This is a genomic window from Stenotrophomonas sp. LARHCG68, assembly GCF_052871705.1.
The window spans coordinates 319,057-337,460 of the sequence record NZ_JBIXJV010000001.1 but is presented as its reverse complement, the minus strand read 5'-3'; the positions used below and the strand labels follow the sequence as shown (position 1 = coordinate 337,460).

Below are 18,404 nucleotides of genomic sequence, written 5' to 3'. Positions count from 1 at the left end.
ACATTGCGCGGCTCTTTCGTGCACAAGGATATATCGGCCCTGTCCAATACCGCCCCAACATTGACGCAGGTCTCAGTCCGAACACGAATTGTCAGGACAATTGCTGGCGACCCGACCGGACCATACGCATTCGCATGGAGCATGCTTCCCAGCTAGAATCGGGAAAAACCTTAACTCCCGGCCCGGCCGGCCCCCTCAGCAACCGAAGGACTCCGCAGCACATGAAAATCCTCGTCGCGTACAAGCGCGTGGTGGACTACAACGTCCGCATTCAGGTCAAGCCGGACGGCTCCGGCGTGGTGACCGATGGCGTCAAGCTGTCGCCGAACCCGTTTGACGAAATCGCCCTGGAAGAGGCCCTGCGCCTGCGCGACAAGGGGATCGCCACCGAGGTCGTGGTCGCCACCATCGCCCCGGCCGACGCCCAGGCGCACCTGCGCAATGGCTTGGCCATGGGCGCCAACCGCGCCATCCACGTGGTTACCGACCAGGCCATCCAGCCGCTGACCGCCGCCCGCACCCTGCTCAAGCTGGTGGAGAAAGAACAGCCGGACCTGGTCATCCTCGGCAAGCAGGCCATCGACGACGACGCCAACCAGACCGGCCAGATGCTGGCTACGCTGTGGGCGCGCCCGCAGGCCACCTTCGCCTCCAAGGTCGAGATCGCCGACGGCAAGGCCACGGTCACGCGTGAAGTCGACGCCGGCCTGGAGACGCTGGAAGTCGACCTGCCGGCGGTGATCACCACCGACCTGCGCCTGAACGAGCCGCGCTTCATCAAGCTGCCGGACATCATGAAGGCCAAGGCCAAGCCGCTGGAAACCCTGCAGCTGGCCGACCTGGGCGTTGAAGCCGCCGACACGTTCAAGACCACCCACTACGCCGCGCCGGCAAAGCGCAGCAAGGGCGTGATGGTGAAGGACGCCGCCGAACTGGTGGCTGCACTCAAGCAGAAGGGGTTGCTGTAATGGCCAAGATTCTCGTTATCGCTGAGCACCTGGACGGCAAGCTCAACAGCGCCGTCGCCAAGACCGTTTCGGCCGCTGCCGCCGTCGGTGGCGACATCGACGTGCTGGTGCTGGCCGCCGACCCGGCCGGCATCGCCGCCGAAGCCGCGCAGATCGCCGGCGTCAGCAAGGTGCTCACCCTGGCCAACCCGGCCAACGCCAATGCCCTGGCCCAGGTGCAGGCACCGCAGATCGCCAAGGCCGCCGCCGGCTACAGCCACGTGTTCGGCGCCTCGACCACCACCGGCAAGGACCTGGTCCCGGCCGTGGCCGCGCTGCTCGGCGTCAACCAGGTTTCCGACCTGATGAGCGTCGAAGGCCCGCACACCTTCAAGCGCCCGATCTACGCCGGCAACGCCATCATCACCGTGGAAGTGCCGGCCGACCAGGTGGTCGTGGCGACCGTTCGCGCCGCTTCGTGGCCGGAAGCGGCCAAGGGCAACAGCGCCCCGGTCGAGGCCATCAACGTTGATGCCGCCCTGCCCTCGCACACCCGCTTCATCGGCCTGGCTGCCGGCAAGAGCGACCGCCCGGACCTTCAGAGCGCCAAGCGCGTGGTTTCCGGTGGCCGTGGCGTCGGTTCGGAAGAGAACTTCAAGGTGATCTACCAGCTGGCCGACAAGCTCGGTGCCGCCGTCGGTGCCTCGCGCGCCGCGGTTGACGCCGGCTACGTGCCCAGCGACATGCAGGTCGGCCAGACCGGCAAGATCATCGCCCCGGAGCTGTACATCGCCGTGGGCATCTCCGGCGCGATCCAGCACCTGACCGGCATCAAGGACGCCGGCACCATCGTGGCCATCAACAAGGACGGCGACGCGCCGATCTTCGAAGTGGCCGATATCGGGCTGGTGGGGGACCTGTTCAGCTTGTTGCCGGAGTTGGAAGCGGCGCTGTAACGCCACCATTTCGCTCAGCGGTGAAATAAAGAAAGCGGTCCTCTTTGGGCCGCTTTTTTCATGCGCGCAGGCAGGGACCCCACGGCAAAAAAAGAAAGGCAGGCAGCGTAGAATGGCTCGCTGGCAAAGAGCACACCCACGCGCACCAGTCGCATAGCAAAAAGCCGATTGGCAGACGCAACCAAGGAGTTCAGAGCAACATGACGCCTCGTAAAAAGGTAATGGTGGTTTTCGGTACCCGTCCGGAAGCCATCAAGATGGCACCCCTGGTAACCGCTCTCAAACAGCGCCCGGAACTGGAAACCATCGTTGCCGTCACCGCACAGCATCGCCAGATGCTGGACCAGGTGCTGGAGCTGTTCGAGATCACCCCCGACGAAGATCTCAACGTCATGCAACCCGGCCAGACCCTTTCAGGCCTGACCTCGCGAATCGTCCAAGGCATGGAAAGCGTAATCGCCAAACACAAACCCGACATCGTTTTGGTGCACGGCGATACCACCACCACCTTCGCCACCTCATTGGCGGCCTTCTATCAGCGCACGGCCATTGGTCACGTCGAGGCAGGTCTGCGTACGGGGAATCTGTATTCGCCGTGGCCGGAGGAAGCAAATAGAAAGCTGACCGGTGTTCTGGCGAAGCTGCATTTTGCCCCGACTCAGAAATCTGCAGAGAATCTGAGCGCGGAAAGCATCAATCCCAACACCATTCATATCACCGGCAATACCGTGATCGATGCGCTGTTAGCCGTTGTCAGCAAGATCAAGACATCCCCCGCGCTGGAATCGGAACTCGCAGCACGCTTCCCATTCCTCGACCAAAGCAAGCGTCTGATACTGGTCACCGGCCACCGCCGCGAGAACTTCGGTGATGGCTTTGAACAGATTTGCCATGCACTCAAGGATATCGCCGCACGTGGCGATACGCAGGTCGTATACCCAGTGCACCTCAACCCCAACGTGCAGGAGCCCGTGAACCGAATTCTCGGCGATCAGCCGTCGGTGCACCTCATCAATCCGCAGGAATATCTGCCATTCGTCTACCTCATGAGCCGTTCCCACATCATTGTTACTGATTCTGGCGGCATCCAGGAGGAGGCGCCGTCGCTTGGCAAGCCAGTTCTGGTGATGCGCGATACAACCGAACGGCCGGAGGCCATCGATGCTGGCACCGTAAAGTTGGTCGGAACCTCAGCCATGCATATCGTGGCTGAAGTGGAGAACTTGCTTGATGATCCACTCGCTTATCAGCGAATGACACACGCTCACAACCCTTACGGCGACGGCTTGGCTTCACACCATATCAGTCAAATCGTCTCGGACCTGCTCGCCTCATAGCGAAGGTGGCGCCTTATTCGCTGCGGGCAGTTAGCGCCTGCAGCGACTGGATTGTATGTTCATAGAAGGGCTTCACATAGTGATATGGAGCCCTCCCCCATTTATGATCGGGATCCGCCAGAACCACAGATTCCGGATATGTAATTGTAGGCAGCGTCCAACGCGCTTCAAGCGCGTCATACAGTTGTTTCAAGAACGCATTGTTGTTTCGTATCCAGCCCAAGCTGGAGGCATCTGAGCCATCGGGGAAGGCCTCTGCCCAGTATGCCTTGTTAAGCACAAGCGTCGCGGGGTCGACAGCAGCCAGAAATCGCTCTAGCCCTGCAATCCAATGCACTAAAAATTCTTCGCCACCAGGCTTGATCACTTCCCGCTCACCGGGCTCGAACCCTCCATTCTTCAGCTCACCAGAAAGACTGAAAAGTGAGTCACCAGCAATAATCAAATCAAAGCGTTCATCGATGAAATCCAGAAGGACTACATCATGCTCTATGCCTGCGATCACCGACAGCGTGGTCTTGTCGAGATCATTGACCAGCATTCGACGCTGAAATGCACTTGGTAGTCGCTCCACAATCTCGCGCACTTCGGTGTCGTCAACGGGCGACAAGCCAATGCTAGCTACAGATGTTCTGGCCAGGTAGCTGACAATCTCAAACTCTTCCGACGCATACTCCAACGCATCACGTGATACGCAACTTCCAAGAATGAAGACTCTCTGCATCAGCCCTGCTTCCTAACCCAGAACGCGAATTGCCCGCAGAAAGCGAGTTTGCGATAAGCGGCCTCCTGCACGGAATGTCCTCCCTGTTTTGCCCATTCATCGATTTCGCGATTCATAGGCGACTCCTCACCGAACCAATGATTCATTTCCGGGTCATTATTACGATACGCACGATTAATGAGTGTGACGGAATCAATCCCTGGGCGCATTTCCACCAGCTCCAAACCACCCGCCGCATCAATCAAACGCTTAAATCCGAACGGAGTATAGTTCCAAAAACTGAAGGAGTGATATGGCTCCAAATGCGAAGTTGATCCGATAAACACACCACCAGGCTTCAGCACGCGACCAATATCGGCCAGCACGCTTTCCGGATAGCGAACATGCTCAAACACCTGGCGACTATAGATCATGTCGATGGAATCGGGCGCAACTGGTATGTCGATCCCATTGTAATATCGAAACTCCGCGTCCTCGCGCGTACGGGCAACAGCCTCTGGCGAATCCTCTATATCAACCCCGAGCCATTTGACTTGCGGTGCAATTCGGCGGAAAAGATCAACAGAGACGCCGGAGCCACAGCCCAGATCCAGAACAAGCGCCCCCTTGGGCAGGGAAGGCGCCAGCTTGGCGGCGTACTGGCCAGCACTGAACTGCTCGGCAGAATCCTTCGGCAAACAGGCTTGCAGTTCATCCCACATATGCGCCCCTTGCTATGCTGGTTATCGGCAACGCAGATATATAACACGTCCTTCGCCTTCTGCCTGACTCGCGAAGTTCCGAAGAGCTGCTCCGAAACTTCAGAGTGGCTACTCAATCACCGATCACACTCGAGATGCATCTGACTCTGGCAGGATACCTTATGGATATCCATTCAGCTGAGACTCGCAGCTCACTCCTAGGTGATCTCGACCATAGGCGATCTGAGCACAAGCCTGATCCCCATCCATCGAAAACACTTGATCAGAGACTCGAGGCAATGACGAGGACAATGATCCTTGCGTTTCAGCAAAACGAAGAGCGGGACTAATCTCAGCACGACTTGCAAGGCCGGAGTTTTTTAGGCGACTGCAAACAGTCAATGCAGCACCTCCCGAGCTCAGAAAGAAGGCAATGCATCGACCGGGTACTAACGGACAAACATGCCGTCGGTTTATGCTTTCGACACCCACCCACAGAACCCGGGATCACGCGTGGCGATGGCTGCCCCCAAAGAAATGTCGTACTGGAATTCCTCCGAGGGATACAGAATGATCAGCCGGCGCTCAACATTAGGAGCGAGATCAATCTACTCGCCGACCACAAAATCTCCTGCGCTCCAAAAGGCGCTCGCCACCGTGGAAAATCAGCCGTTATGAGGTGAATAGGCAAGGGGCGCCACAAGGACGCCCCTTAGCCACGGTTGGGCCAGCGGGCACGTACACCCCTGCCCGTCGCTCTCCACACCGCTCATCTCGATGCTCTATATCCGGAAATTACGGCCGCCAAACAAAGTAGACCGTGCCCTTGGCTTCAGGATCAAAAAGGCTCATCGATTCTGACTTTGGCGTAGTGGTTGCGGTGATGCGATGACCATCCTTGCCGTAATCGCCTACGATTGCCCCATTTTCCTGATTAAGAGTCTTGTATCGACGATACCCGATTTTCACTAGTCCAGCTTCGACAGCCTTATCAATACTCGCCACATCCGCGCCTTTGAACTCGACAACAAGCCTCTTGTACTCGACTCCTTCTACCGTGTCATTTGCCTTGGATCGAATCCGATAGGAAAACTCAGGGACAAAACCCCGCGGAAAGTCGGAAGCAACAGCTGCGGAAACATCAGCTGCCTCAACAGCCGGCTCCGCCGGCGAAGCAGCACCATCAGCAGGTACAGGAGAATTTCCACAACCGACCATTCCCAAAGCCATCAACGCAAAGACCGAACTACGAGCAAAACGCAGCATATTAAATCTCCAATACAATTTCGATAAGTAAACCCATCAACGCTTTCCGACGGTTTTGCGTGAGAGCATCAATGAGAGAAATCAACCAACCGTTCAAACCGCGAATTCTACTACGAACAAATTGGCACTTGGCCCTACGTCAAAGTGAAGCAACAACCCCTGCATGTTCTTTTGTCAAGTGACGCCAAGCTTGCTCCTCGGCGCGCTTGATCCTGCGGTCGCGCAATCCCATATCCTTCTCGCTCAGTGCTTCACGTATGGCGTTCAACCAATCGGAAGAACCGTGCGCGACACGAAGCAAGGGCGAGTCTTCACAAACAGCGTCCATGGGCGTACTGACCACAGGCAACCCTGTCGCAAAATACTCCCAGAGCTTCAATGGGTTGACCGCATGCATGGCATCATTGACCACAAATGGGATCAACAGCACATCATAACGATTGATCGCTGCCGCACCTCTTTCCCGCCCAACTCGCCCAGTGAATGCAACGTTCGGCAGGGCGCACATTCCGACATAGGAAGACCACCTAGGGTCTTCCTCGGACAGTTCCACCTGCCCATGGAAAACAAAATCGACTTCACTCATCCTCCGACAGACGTCTTCCATCAATGTCCAATCGAAAAATGCTGCTAGATTTCCCAGGTAACCGGCCACCGGACGCCCGCCATAGCTCTCATTGACAATGCGGTACCTGGAAAACACGTCGATTGCTACGCCATTTCCGACCAGCGAGAAGGAAGTCGCTGCACCTGACTTTCGCTCCAGCAGAGGGCTGGAAGTGAAAAACACATGTGAAGCAGCGCGCAGCGCGTCCAACTCCATCTTTACCACGTCTTCGTGGATCGTCCCTGTCCCGAAGTCCATCGTGTACTCGTCGTACACTTCGTATACAAACTTCGCCCTACTTCCAATCCGAGCAGCCTGATCTGGCTTATAGATCCAATGTAGCAGCCTAGCCTCTGAACCATAATGCTCATCAATAAGACCAGAGAGCACCGACAGGGTATCACTAGACCCTTGGTATGACGCCCTGGGTATGCCTGCCGGAATCCCGCCGGTGAAAAGCCTCGTTCGGAAAATATTGTCGCCGACCTTGATCATTTCACCGTTTGCCATCCGCTCCAGCTCGTCGGCAGGCGCCCATCCGAGATCAGCGACCGTTTGGTAATGGCTTCCAGGCTCGACGATAAGCAGGTCATGACTTTCAGCAAGATGCCCGGCCAATGCCACCAGCATTTCTCGCCTATGGAACGTTTCCCAAGCGTCGATTGCCCACACAACGAGCACATCACGTTTTACGCCCGATACCGAGCTTACATTGAAATCACATGAATCCAGCAATTCCTTCCAGCACGATACGACACTACGTTTGTCATACCGAGCGCGCATTGCATCCTGTAGTTGACCACGGAATCGAGGGCCCGCCGCGCTTCTATTGAAGAAGTCAATCTGGTCTGCGGCCTCAGCTGCACTGGCAACCGGGCTAAGCTCCGGATAGATGTCGTTGACACCAGCCCAGTTCCAGACAACTGGTATCGCACTGGAAGCGGCACCCTCAGCCACAGCCATGTGAAAACTCTCGAAATCGGAAGGCGAAAGAACAAAGCCAACCATCTTCAGCCACTGCGGCACATCCCGGCCTTGCGGATCAAAGACGACTCTGTGCCTCAATTCCCCCGAATTAACTCGCGCATAGAGCGCCTCGTAGTACTCACGCTCTACAACCCGCCCCCACAACCAGGCGATATCAGCTGGGCTTTGACCCTTAACGCGCAGCATATATCTTGCATCACGCTTCAGCAGAATCTCCAGCGTATCCAATGCGAGGTCAAGGCGCTTTCGCCTTGGCGCGGTACCGATTATGCCGAGATTGAACTGGGAGCCACCAAACTTTGGCAACGAGTATGCATCAACATCCACATAGTTTCCGACCACATAGCATATTCGCCTGGGCATGTGAAACTTGGCCACACATTCATTCATGATGTGTGCGCCAACGAAGATCATTGCATTGACATTCGCATAGTCAATACGCTCCGGATAGGAAGTACCGCGCTCCTGGAGGTGCAAGCGCACCAGAAGTCGTTGTCCAGCCCGCTTGTTTCTGGACAAAAAGACAGCGTTCTGCATGGCCCATTCAGCCACCAGAACATCTGCCCACCGTATCAGATCGCGAGTGACTTCCTCATCATGTTGGTCGTGCCCGCTCCAAACATCCTCCCGGAATTCATACCTACCGGTGGCCTCCAACTCTCGTTGCAACGGATACCAGAATTTAAGATCGTGTCCACTGACACCAACGCGGATCTTCCTGTTTGACATGTTGGCCCCTGCTCAGATCTCGATATTCAAAATTTGCCCCTGGTATCGACTGCGATCCAGTACTTCTCCCACCCGTCGGAAATTCGCGGAATCAGCTGCAAACCGGGTCTTTTCACCAGGACCGGCAAGCTCCTCTTTCCCAAGAAGTCTCACGCAATCGCGGATTGAAAGCGATGCAAGATCCATCACCAATGAAGCCGGGTCCAACTCGACATCGTATCGATACCGCTGTCTCATATCGCACGACTTACCGACCACGGTCGCACCGCTGTATCGCAGCGCATTCATCAGGTCCTGCAGATAGAACTTTCCGTAAACTGCATCCGCCGTCATCACAGCGAGCGCATCGCCATTGGGTCTGGATCCGATCTCGGAAACTACTTCTGTGAGCCTGCGTTCACTGCGGATCACCTGAACCTCCCCAACATCCAGACAGTCCCCGGTTTCCACCTCAACATCGCCGCGGCAAACCAGCATCAGGCGCTTGGTGGATCCCATTGGCAGAATCTGTCGATGGAATGCATCCAGCAACTGGTGCGCAGCTGCGCCGGACTCGGCTTCTGCCACCACCAGAACCTCCGCGAATCCACCCTTCTCGATCTGCTCCAGACCTATAGCCTTATGGATCTGCTGGAACCTATGTCGATAGGTGTGCTTGGCAAACACCTCACGAATGCCACTCAGGCTCCTCCTCGTCCATTCGCGATCATCATTCATGAGTACCGACAAAGCCTCTCTGGCCTGCTCAGGGGTACGGACATGCCATACTAGATCATCACCAAATGTCGCTTCGGTGCCCTCAGACCAGGTACTGACCACCGGCGTACCGCAAGCCAACAACTCGAATACCCGTCTGGAAAACATCGTCGGCGAATCCACGACCGAATTGACATTCAGAAAAACTCGATATCTCCGATATGCGTCATTCACATCCGAATAGGGCAGGCTACCGCGTATATTCTTGGAAAAGCGCTCCGGGAATGAGAAATCCGATGCCAGGGAACCGGGCTTGTGATTCCGGTCGAAAATATCGAAGTCATGCTCCAGTGCAGCATCCAGCAACATCAGCTGATCGTCCCGACGCTCTGGGAAGCGATTGGCATAGAAGCTACCCGCGAAACACACCTTGGAGTTTCGCTCACCACTTCCAACTGGATTGTGCAGCGTCTCCTCGGCGGCGAACTGGAGGACACTCACCTTCGCCGTGGTTCTATCTTCATACTTCTTTATCGCTTCTTCGGCCGTGGTAAAGACGTGGTCGAAGTGAATCGCCTTGCCGACAAAATCATTGAAGTGAACGGGATCTTCCTTGTTCCAGAAGACAGTAGGAATTCCCCGCTTTTTGAACTCGGCAACCATTTCCAGAACTTCGTTCCCCGGCGGATTGGCATAGTTAGCCACCCGATACTGCCAGGTTCCGGAATTTCCCTTCCAAGAAGACTCGATGAAAAGAAACTGCGGGCGATATCGATCCAGCAGGCCCTCCCAGTTGTCAGGCCGAGGCTCGATCAGGTTGGCATGAGGAGCAAAGCAGGCACGCGAGAACTCATCCATGACGCTCATCACCGCACTCTTGCCGGGAGCAAGTTGCTGCGTCCACCCGGCAATGGACAACTGTTTGCGCGCCAGATCACCAGCCACACTCACCGCAGATGAGGCGCCCATCTGGGAAGAGACCGCACCAGCGGAGCCACTTGACGGCAATGGCCGATGCGATGGTCGCGCAGGCAGAGACAACTTGGGTATCGAGCCATCACGGCGGCGGTATGCGTTCAGCGCACGCAGGACAGCAATCGGAAAACCAAAGATGCCTCGCAGCGTGCGTAGCTGCAGGACCGCCTGACCTATAGCAAGTGCCAATGAATGTGTGAAGCGATAGTTCTCCTCATGCAATTCGCGCATGCGCTCCTGCAAGATGCGAACATATTCGCGCTCTGCCTCGAGATGCAGGAAGTGCCCTGTTCTTTTTTGCTGGGCAACGGCGAACTCGGATCGTAGCGAAACAAGCTGGGATTCCAGCGCCTGCTTTTCGTCGCTCAGCTGCTTCTGCACCTTTGCGTGGCGACCCTGCAGTTCGGATGCATTCGCCAGTTTAAGGCGCAGATCATCGGTCTCGGCAACACTGCCAGTGAGTTTCGCCCGGATCGCGCTGATGCTCTCCCTTGCACTTCGTAGTTCCGCATCGGAACGTTCAAGCTCCGTCCTGACGTCCCCCCTTTCTGCGGAAACGCTGTCCAAGACACTCTTCACGCTGTCCCGCTCCGCGCGAAGTGCCTCCAACTCTTCCATTTTGCTTTCGAGCTTGGCTTGCTCCTCCTTCAGGGTCAGCTCTGAACGCATCCTTTCCTTGGCTTCACCATCCAGTTGCCCCTGAATCGTCTGGATCGAGCTTTGCAGCAGCGCCTTCTGCTTATGCAGCTGCTTCAGTTCCTCGACAATTTCGTAGTACCTGCGATGAACCTCCAACGCACCGACCCTGGTCGCACCCAGCAACAACTTCCAGTCCAGCACCGAAGCAGCAGCGTCGCGATCGGCCACCATGCGGATATAGCCGTCACTTGCGATCAACTCGCGCAGGGCGAAACCGGGGGGCAAGCCCAGCGCAAGGTCTCCCGGGAAAATCGTCGATTTGTGGTCCGGCCACGGATTGAGGCCGAAGGGAACGGTGACGACAAGCCGCCCACCGGGTGCGACGAAACTGGCCGCTCGCGCAAGGAAACGCTCGGGACTGGTCTGGTGCTCGATCACCTCCCCCATGAGGACTGTATCGAACGCCGCAGGCGGAAGTGCCGCCAGATCCAGGCAGCGAAACTCGATCCGCTCCTGCACGGAAGCGATTTCCTTCGCCCGCTCTGCCATCGCGTAATCGATCGTGGGCTGATCGATATCAATTCCGGTAACACGCAAGCCCTCGCGTGCCAGGAGGATCGACGTAATACCTTGGCTGCAGCCAACGTCGAGCACGGACTCACCGGCAACCTGTGAACACATCCAGTTGATGCGATCACGGGTCTTTGCACCAAAAGCGGCGCCCATTCCGTCGTAGTAGGCCTCATTGATGTGGTCGGCCCAGGGGTTGACAGCGTCAGGGCTATCACCGTGCTCGTTATGCATGATCGTTCCTCAGCTCCACAGCCCGCAGGCATCAATGACGGACGCGTCCACCGGATAGGGAATCGCCTGGAAAGCGGTGTGCGATACCAGGGCAACCACAATATCTGCATCCATCAAGCCCCCATCAAACGGGGCGACATCCAGGCTCGCCACGTCCTCGCCCGATGCATCAAGAGCGTGCGCAAATGGATCCACACAGACAACAGAGCCGGGATAGGTGGCGGACAGTGATTGAGCAACGGCAAGAGCGGGGCTCTCGCGGAAATCATCCACGTCCGGCTTATAGGAAAGTCCAAGGCACACGATGCGAGGACTCTTTCCAGCAAGTACCCCGACGGCCTCCGCTACCAACTCGAGTACATACTTCGGCTTGCTGTCGTTGACCTGACGCGCGGTCTTGATGATCTTCGCGCGCTCTGGATCGCTGGATACGATGAACCACGGATCCACCGCGATGCAGTGCCCGCCGACACCCGGGCCTGGCTTCAGGATGTTCACGCGCGGATGCCGGTTGGCCAGCTCGATCAGTTTCCAGACATCAATCCCGAGGTTGCCGCAGATCATCGACAACTCATTCGCAAAGGCAATATTGACGTCCCGATAGGAATTCTCGGCCAGCTTGCAGAGCTCTGCGGTACGATCATCGCTGGGTACGCACTCGCCCTCGACGAAGGTGCGATAAAGCGCTGCGGCCCTCTCCGTACAAAGCTCCGACATGCCACCGATGATGCGATCGTTCTCGACCAGTTCCCGTAGCATCTGACCGGGAATGATGCGCTCCGGGCAATAGGCCAGGTTCACATCCGGCTCCGCCTCGCCATCAAGCGGGAAGCGCAGATCAGGGCGGAGTTCAGCCAATAGCCGTGCCAACTGTTGGGTGGTTCCGACCGGAGAAGTCGACTCCAGAACGACCAGGTTGCCCTTGCGAAGAACCGGCGCAATGGAGCGACCAGCCGCCATTACATAGCCGATATCGGGATGATGGGTCTCATGGTCGACCGGGGTCGGCACCGCGATGATGAAATCATCTGCGGAGATGGGGCTGATGACGGCACGGAGCCTGCCACTGGCCACACCTTGCGAAACCATCTCCGGCAATCCGTGTTCTTCGATGTGCGCCTGCCCTTGATTAACCGCGCTCACCGCTCGCTCGGAAATATCCACGCCTATGACGGTGCGGCCATGCGCGGCGAAAGTAGCTGCAGTCGGCAGACCGATGTAGCCCAGACCGATAACCGACACGGTCCGATCATTCATCCTGCTGCCCGTCCCCATGAGGAGATCAACATTGCCGTTCATAAAACTCCTTCTATATCGAAATGGCGCTCCTGGGAAACTGACGGAGCACCCAATACTCAGCTGATGGCGTCAGCAGGCCTACGCCGCCGGTCCAAGGCTGCTTCCACATCAGAAAGCCAGCGTGCTGCCAGACTGGGCCAGGAGTACTGCCCGACCTGATCGCGTAGCGGAGCACGCATCGACAGCTTTCCCTCTGCCTTGCAATCAATTGCTTCAATCAGGGCCGACTCTATCTGCTCCGGTGTCGAAGCGATATCCCAGCCTGCACGCGTCGCGGATACCAGCGTACCGGTAGCATCCTGATGTTCCCCGCGCAGGTGCATGACCGGCTTGCCGGCCCCCAGGTACTCGAAGATCTTGCCCGGCACCTGCACGGGATCTGCATTGGCCAGGTTCACCAGGATGTCGCATTGGCGCTGGGCCGCCACTGCCGCCGTATGGGGAAGGAATCCGAGTAACCGTATCCGCCCCTGTGATCGATCCACATACTCTAGGAGATAATCCGGCGCCCGGATTGTCGCAATCGACAGGCGAACCCCCGGAACCGATAGAACAACATCCAGCAGCATCTGCGCACTTCGGAAACTGTAGAAACTGCCCGTATAGAGCAACTCGAGCATGCCAGAATCGAATAGAACACCGCTGTGGGCAGCATCGGTACGGAAATCCGGATCGAATCCTTGCCGAATGACCACGACCTTTCCATCGGGCAATGAGTGCCGTTCCTGCAGCACTTCCGCCGCCGCATCAGTGGTCACGCTCACCATCATCGCTGCATGGCAAGCATCTCGTTCCAGCGCAAAGGCCGCCTTCTTCCATTTTTCCGGGGTATACGGTGCCAAGACCGGATCACCCAGATCAACAACCAGGGGCAGCCCCTGCCTGGCAGCTGCGATACCCACGGGCAAGGCGCACGCCGGCTCGTGCGAGACCACCACGACGTCCGGTCGTGCTTCGGCAACTGACACCTGCAATGCCGCGATCGCGTGCTCCACCCACTCGGCGCGATAGTCAGGGAATACCCGGTCCGAGACCGCGGCCTTTATCCTCTCAGCCAGACGGCCTTTCCAATTGAGCCCGCTACCCTCACCAGCAAATGAGGATTCCAAGGACTTCCTCAGCCGGCCCTTCCAGTTCAGGACCTCTTCGACAGAAGCCCCCCTCGTTTCATCCGCCGTCGATGCCGTAGCCGCCGATGTAGCGGGGACAGTAGTCTTCCGGCCACGTCCAAGCAGGAATCGGGTAAGGCGTCCGGGGAAGACACGCCGGACGATCACGTCGGCAGGCAATTCCGGCAAACCACCAGGGCCATAGCCCGGCACATCGGGAGCGATCACCTCCACGCGATGCCCTGATTTCACGAGCTCCCTGGTCAAGTAGGCCCAGCGCAACGCCTGCGGCGAGGGAATAGGCGGAAAATCATAGGCGATCAACAAGAAACGCATCTGCACCTAACCTTGCTGCGGACTGTTGGAGGGTGCGACGAGAAGCTCCTTGAACTGTGCCAGCACCTCAGACACCTTTCCAGCAGCCACAATGGATCCGCCTTCCAACAGGATCGCCTTGTTGCAGACATTCTCCATCAAGGTGAAGTTGTGGCTGGCCAGCACGACGATCTGTGCACTCTCGACGCGCGACTGGATCCGCTCCTGTGCCTTCTGGACGAAGCCGGCATCACCGGTGCCGATCCATTCGTCCATGATCAGGATTTCATGTTGGACAGCGGTCGCCAACGCAAATCCAAGTCGCATGCGCTGCCCCGATGACAATGTCCGCAGACGATCACCCGACTTTTCCTTGAGCTCGGCAAAACCCAGCACTTCATCCACGATGGCATTGGCCTGCTTGGCCTTCAGTCCCATCGCGATCCCGCGCAGCAGGATGTTCTCGACCAACGTCGCCTCCGGGTTGAACCCAAGTGCGAGATTCAGCAATGCCTGGCGTGCACCAGCAACTTCCAGCGTACCGCGAGTTGGCGGATAAGCACCCACCAACACCTTGAGCAGTGTCGATTTACCCGCACCATTACGCCCCATGATCGCCAGTCGATCACCAGGGCTCAGGTCGAAGTTGATCCCCTCCAGCGTGGTGCGCATCATCCGCTTGGGCGGCTGGAATGCCGCTTGCAGCAACACACCCACACTGGCTTTGATCGTGCGCTGTTCCTGCGTGTAGGTAGGCAGGTCCAGGCCTATGTTCTTTGCCCGCAGATAGATTTCCTGAGTCATACCCATACCGGTACGTAGCGCGCGTAACGCCGATAGATGAAGGAAGCCACCAGCCAGCCACCCAGCAGTAACACCGCAAGGTAAACATAGGTGAGACGCTCGATCGGCTCACCCAGCATTGGCGCTCGTACGCTTTCAATCATGTGATACAGCGGATTGGCCCGCGCAATCATGCCGCGCACAGTGTCGATCGGGGCCTGATCCGCATACCAGATGATCGGCGTGAAAAGAAAACTGAACATCAGGATGCTGCCGATCAGTTCGTGCACATCCTGCAGGCGCGCGCCCAGTACCGCGACGATTGCCCCCATCCAGCCGATGTTGAGTACCACCAGGATGAAAGCAGGCAGCGACATCAGGAGTCCCGCCGGGTGAAATGTCGGACTGATCACCAGCGCGACTGCAATCGCAGGCAATGCCATGACGAAATAGAACATCGCCTTGGCAACCACGCGCAGAATGTAATCAGTCAGGCGCACCCTGCCATCCAGGATGAAACTTGCATGCCCCTGGAATGCCGTGGTGCTTTCACTGAGGCTGATGGTAATCAGCCGGAACAACACATAGCCGATGCCCAGGTGAGGGATGAAACCCGCCGCGGAGTGGCCCTGCAGATATCCGAAGAAGCCACCAATGCCGAACATATAGATCAATGCCGGACACAGCGCCCAGAACAGGCCAAGCCGCGAGCGGCGGTACTTGGTCGCCAGTTCCAACCATGTCGAATAGATCCAGAACCCCGGATTGCGGAAACTGTCGATGTAGTCACCGATAAGCGAACGGCTCATCCGACAAGTGCCTGCTCGAGATCCGCCCGCAGATCCATAACATCCTCCACCCCCACGCTCAACCGCACCAGCGCGTCGCTGATGCCGAGCTGCTCGCGACGAGCGACGGGGATGGACGCATGCGTCATCACCGCCGGGTGGTTGACCAGGCTTTCCACGCCGCCGAGCGATTCGGCCAGGGTGAACAGTTCGGTCTTCTCGCAGAAACGCTTGGCGGCTGCGAAGCCACCCTTGAGCACGATCGAGACGATGCCGCCGAAGCCGTTCATCTGGGTTGCCGCCAGCGCGTGCTGCGGGTGCGAGGGCAGGCCCGGGTAGATCACCTTCTCGATGGCCGGATGGGTTTCCAGCCACTTGGCCAGTTCCAGCGCATTGGCGCAATGCGCCTTCATGCGCAGCGGCAGGGTCTTCAGGCCGCGCAGCGCGAGGAAGCTGTCGAACGGGCCCTGCACGCCACCGACGGAGTTCTGCAGGAACGCCATCTGCTCGGCCAGCTCGGCGTTGTCGCCGACCACGACCATGCCACCGACCATGTCGGAGTGGCCATTGAGGTACTTGGTGGCCGAGTGCAGCACCAGGTCCGCTCCAAGCTCCAGCGGACGCTGCAGCATCGGCGAGGCGAAGGTGTTGTCCACCACCACGACCAATCCATGGCGCTTGGCGATGGCGGCCACCGCGGCGATGTCCACGATCTTCAGCATCGGGTTGGTGGGCGTCTCGATCCACACCATCTTCGTCTTCGGCGTGATCGCCGCTTCGAAGGCCGACAGGTCGGTCAGGTCGACGAAGCTGAAGTCCAGCCCGGCGGTACGGCGGCGCACCCGCTCGAACAGGCGGAAGCTGCCGCCGTAGATGTCGTCCATCGCCACCACGTGACTGCCAGCGTCCAGCAGCTCGATGACAGTGGAACTGGCGGCCATGCCCGAAGCAAAGGCGAAGCCGCGCGAACCACCCTCCAGCGACGCCACGCAGCGCTCGTAGGCGAAGCGGGTCGGGTTATGGGTACGCGAGTACTCAAAGCCCTGATGTTCGCCCGGGCTGGACTGCGCGTAGGTCGAGGTCGCGTAGATCGGCGGCATGACGGCGCCGGTGCTGGGATCGGGCGATTGCCCGCCGTGAATGGCCAAGGTGGCAAGCGACAAGCTGCGCTCGCCCTCCTGGCTGCGTGAGTGCTGATCCGTCATAAGTACTTCCAGCGAAAGGGGCGGAATTCTATCAGTCTGGCCTGAACCTGCCGTGGTGCCCTCCCACTGGTGGGCACCACGCCAGAATCACTGAACCCTGCGACGCAGGTAGTTCAGCAGGTCGATACGGGTAATCAGGCCCAGGAAGGCGTCACCATCGGTGACGATAGCCACCTGGCCACGGTCGAACACCGGCAGCAGCGCCTCGATCGGCGACTTGACGTCCAGCCGGTCCAGCTTGCTCACCATCGCCACCGACACCGGGTCGCGGAAGCGGGCTTCGTCACCATACACGTGCAGCAGCACGTCGCTTTCATCGATGATGCCGACCAGCTGGCTGCCTTCCATCACCGGCAGCTGCGACACGTCGTACAGCTTCATGCGCTGGTAGGCGGTGGTCAGCAGGTCGTTCGGGCCGACCACGACGGTGTCGCGCTGGCTGTAGGGGCGCAGGATCAGGTCACGCAGGTCGCCGTACTGCGGGCGCTCCAGGAAGCCGTTGTCCAGCATCCAGTAGTCGTTGTACATCTTGGACAGGTACTTGTTGCCGGTGTCCGGCACCAGTACCAGCACCTTCTTCGGCGTGGTCTGCTCGCGGCAGTACTTCAGCGCGGCGGCCAGCAGGGTGCCGGTCGAGGAGCCCCCCAGGATGCCTTCCTTGCCCAGCAGTTCACGCGCGGTATGGAAGCTCTCCGCATCGCTGATCGCATAGGCCTTCCTGACCCGGCTGAAGTCGGAGATGTCCGGCAGGAAGTCCTCGCCGATGCCTTCGACCAGCCAACTGCCGGACTTTTCGTTCAGGGTGCCGTCGTTGATGTATTCGGCCAGGATCGAACCGACCGGGTCGGCCAGCACCAGTTCGGTGTTCGGCGAAAGCTTTGCGAAGGCGCGCGAGAGGCCGGTCATGGTGCCGGAGCTGCCGCAACCGAACACGATCGCGTCCAGGTCACCGCCCATCTGTTCGATGATTTCCGGGCCGGTGCCGAACTCGTGGGCGGCCGGGTTGTCCGGGTTGCCGAACTGGTTGATGAAATAGGCGCCCGGGGTCTGCTCGGCCACGGTCCTGGCCAGGTCCTGGTAGTACTCCGGGTGGCCCTTGGCGACGTCCGAACGGGTCAGCACCACTTCGGCACCCATCGCCTTGAGGTTGAAGATCTTCTCCCGGCTCATCTTGTCCGGGACCACCAGGATCAGCTTGTAGCCCTTCTGCTGGGCCACCAGTGCCAGGCCCAGGCCGGTATTGCCGGCGGTGCCTTCCACCAGCGTCGCGCCGGGCTTGAGGTCGCCGCGCTTCTCGGCGGCCTCGATCATCGACAGGCCGATGCGGTCCTTGATCGATCCACCCGGGTTCGAACTCTCCAGCTTCAGGTACAGCTCGCACACGCCGGCATCCAGGCGCTGGGCCTTGATGATGGGCGTGTTGCCGATGAGTTCGAGGACGGAGGAGTGGATTGCCATGTGTCGGATTCGGATCACGCCGTCAAGCGGCTGGACCCTCGATTATCCGATGGATATGCCAGAAAGTCAGGCAAACCGTCCGAAATGCTGCAGGTACATG

At 58.4% G+C, this 18,404-nt stretch carries 14 protein-coding genes; 3 read left to right on the top strand and 11 right to left on the bottom strand.

Features of this window, described 5'->3' with window-relative positions:
• The first annotated feature begins 221 nt into the window (after positions 1 to 221).
• From ACIPR8_RS01445 to wecB, 3 genes are all read left to right on the top strand, one after another.
• Entirely contained in the window at positions 222 to 968 is a 747-nt protein-coding gene (locus ACIPR8_RS01445) for an electron transfer flavoprotein subunit beta/FixA family protein (protein ID WP_057627298.1), read from the top strand.
• A complete protein-coding gene (locus ACIPR8_RS01440; protein WP_446539941.1) occupies positions 968 to 1,903 on the top strand; it encodes an electron transfer flavoprotein subunit alpha/FixB family protein in 936 nt (311 codons plus the stop codon). The genes ACIPR8_RS01445 and ACIPR8_RS01440 overlap by 1 nt, the downstream gene beginning before the upstream one ends.
• Positions 1,904 to 2,103: 200 nt before the next feature.
• Complete coding sequence (wecB, locus tag ACIPR8_RS01435; RefSeq protein WP_446539940.1) at positions 2,104 to 3,240, top strand: non-hydrolyzing UDP-N-acetylglucosamine 2-epimerase; 1,137 nt, start codon at positions 2,104 to 2,106, stop codon at positions 3,238 to 3,240.
• Positions 3,241 to 3,253: 13 nt separating this feature from the next.
• Here the strand turns inward: wecB and ACIPR8_RS01430 are convergent, their stop codons facing one another.
• The 11 genes from ACIPR8_RS01430 to ACIPR8_RS01380 form a co-directional block, all read right to left on the bottom strand.
• Positions 3,254 to 3,964, bottom strand: a complete 711-nt coding sequence (locus tag ACIPR8_RS01430; RefSeq protein ID WP_446539939.1) for a DUF6270 domain-containing protein — start codon at positions 3,962 to 3,964, stop codon at positions 3,254 to 3,256.
• The gene (locus ACIPR8_RS01425; protein ID WP_446539938.1) at positions 3,964 to 4,665 is read right to left on the bottom strand and encodes a class I SAM-dependent methyltransferase; all 702 of its coding nucleotides are present in this window, start codon (positions 4,663 to 4,665) and stop codon (positions 3,964 to 3,966) included. Before ACIPR8_RS01425 ends, ACIPR8_RS01430 begins: the two co-directional genes overlap by 1 nt.
• A 774-nt stretch (positions 4,666 to 5,439) precedes the next feature.
• On the bottom strand, positions 5,440 to 5,910 hold the full coding sequence (locus ACIPR8_RS01420) for a hypothetical protein (protein WP_446539937.1): 471 nt from the start codon (positions 5,908 to 5,910) through the stop codon (positions 5,440 to 5,442).
• Positions 5,911 to 6,049: 139 nt separating this feature from the next.
• A complete protein-coding gene (locus ACIPR8_RS01415) occupies positions 6,050 to 8,233 on the bottom strand; it encodes a glycosyltransferase (protein ID WP_446539936.1) in 2,184 nt (727 codons plus the stop codon).
• 12 nt (positions 8,234 to 8,245) lie between these two features.
• Positions 8,246 to 11,347 carry a glycosyltransferase family protein gene (locus ACIPR8_RS01410; protein ID WP_446539935.1) on the bottom strand — a complete coding sequence of 1,034 codons (3,102 nt, stop codon included), beginning with the start codon at positions 11,345 to 11,347 and terminating at the stop codon, positions 8,246 to 8,248.
• Positions 11,348 to 11,356: 9 nt separating this feature from the next.
• Positions 11,357 to 12,646, bottom strand: a complete 1,290-nt coding sequence (gene wecC / locus ACIPR8_RS01405) for a UDP-N-acetyl-D-mannosamine dehydrogenase (protein WP_446539934.1) — start codon at positions 12,644 to 12,646, stop codon at positions 11,357 to 11,359.
• A gap of 56 nt (positions 12,647 to 12,702) precedes the next feature.
• Positions 12,703 to 14,091, bottom strand: a complete 1,389-nt coding sequence (locus ACIPR8_RS01400; RefSeq protein ID WP_446539933.1) for a glycosyltransferase — start codon at positions 14,089 to 14,091, stop codon at positions 12,703 to 12,705.
• 6 nt (positions 14,092 to 14,097) lie between these two features.
• Positions 14,098 to 14,874 (bottom strand): ABC transporter ATP-binding protein, encoded by a 777-nt coding sequence (locus ACIPR8_RS01395; protein ID WP_446539932.1) that lies wholly within the window; start codon positions 14,872 to 14,874, stop codon positions 14,098 to 14,100.
• Positions 14,871 to 15,662: an ABC transporter permease gene (locus tag ACIPR8_RS01390; RefSeq protein ID WP_446539931.1), complete on the bottom strand. Its 792-nt coding sequence runs from the start codon at positions 15,660 to 15,662 to the stop codon at positions 14,871 to 14,873. The genes ACIPR8_RS01395 and ACIPR8_RS01390 overlap by 4 nt, the downstream gene beginning before the upstream one ends.
• Positions 15,659 to 16,846, bottom strand: coding sequence for a cystathionine gamma-synthase (locus ACIPR8_RS01385; RefSeq protein ID WP_446539930.1), 1,188 nt, complete (start codon positions 16,844 to 16,846; stop codon positions 15,659 to 15,661). Before ACIPR8_RS01385 ends, ACIPR8_RS01390 begins: the two co-directional genes overlap by 4 nt.
• Before the next feature lie 87 nt (positions 16,847 to 16,933).
• Positions 16,934 to 18,304 (bottom strand): pyridoxal-phosphate dependent enzyme, encoded by a 1,371-nt coding sequence (locus tag ACIPR8_RS01380; protein WP_446539929.1) that lies wholly within the window; start codon positions 18,302 to 18,304, stop codon positions 16,934 to 16,936.
• Between the last annotated feature and the right edge of the window lie 100 nt (positions 18,305 to 18,404).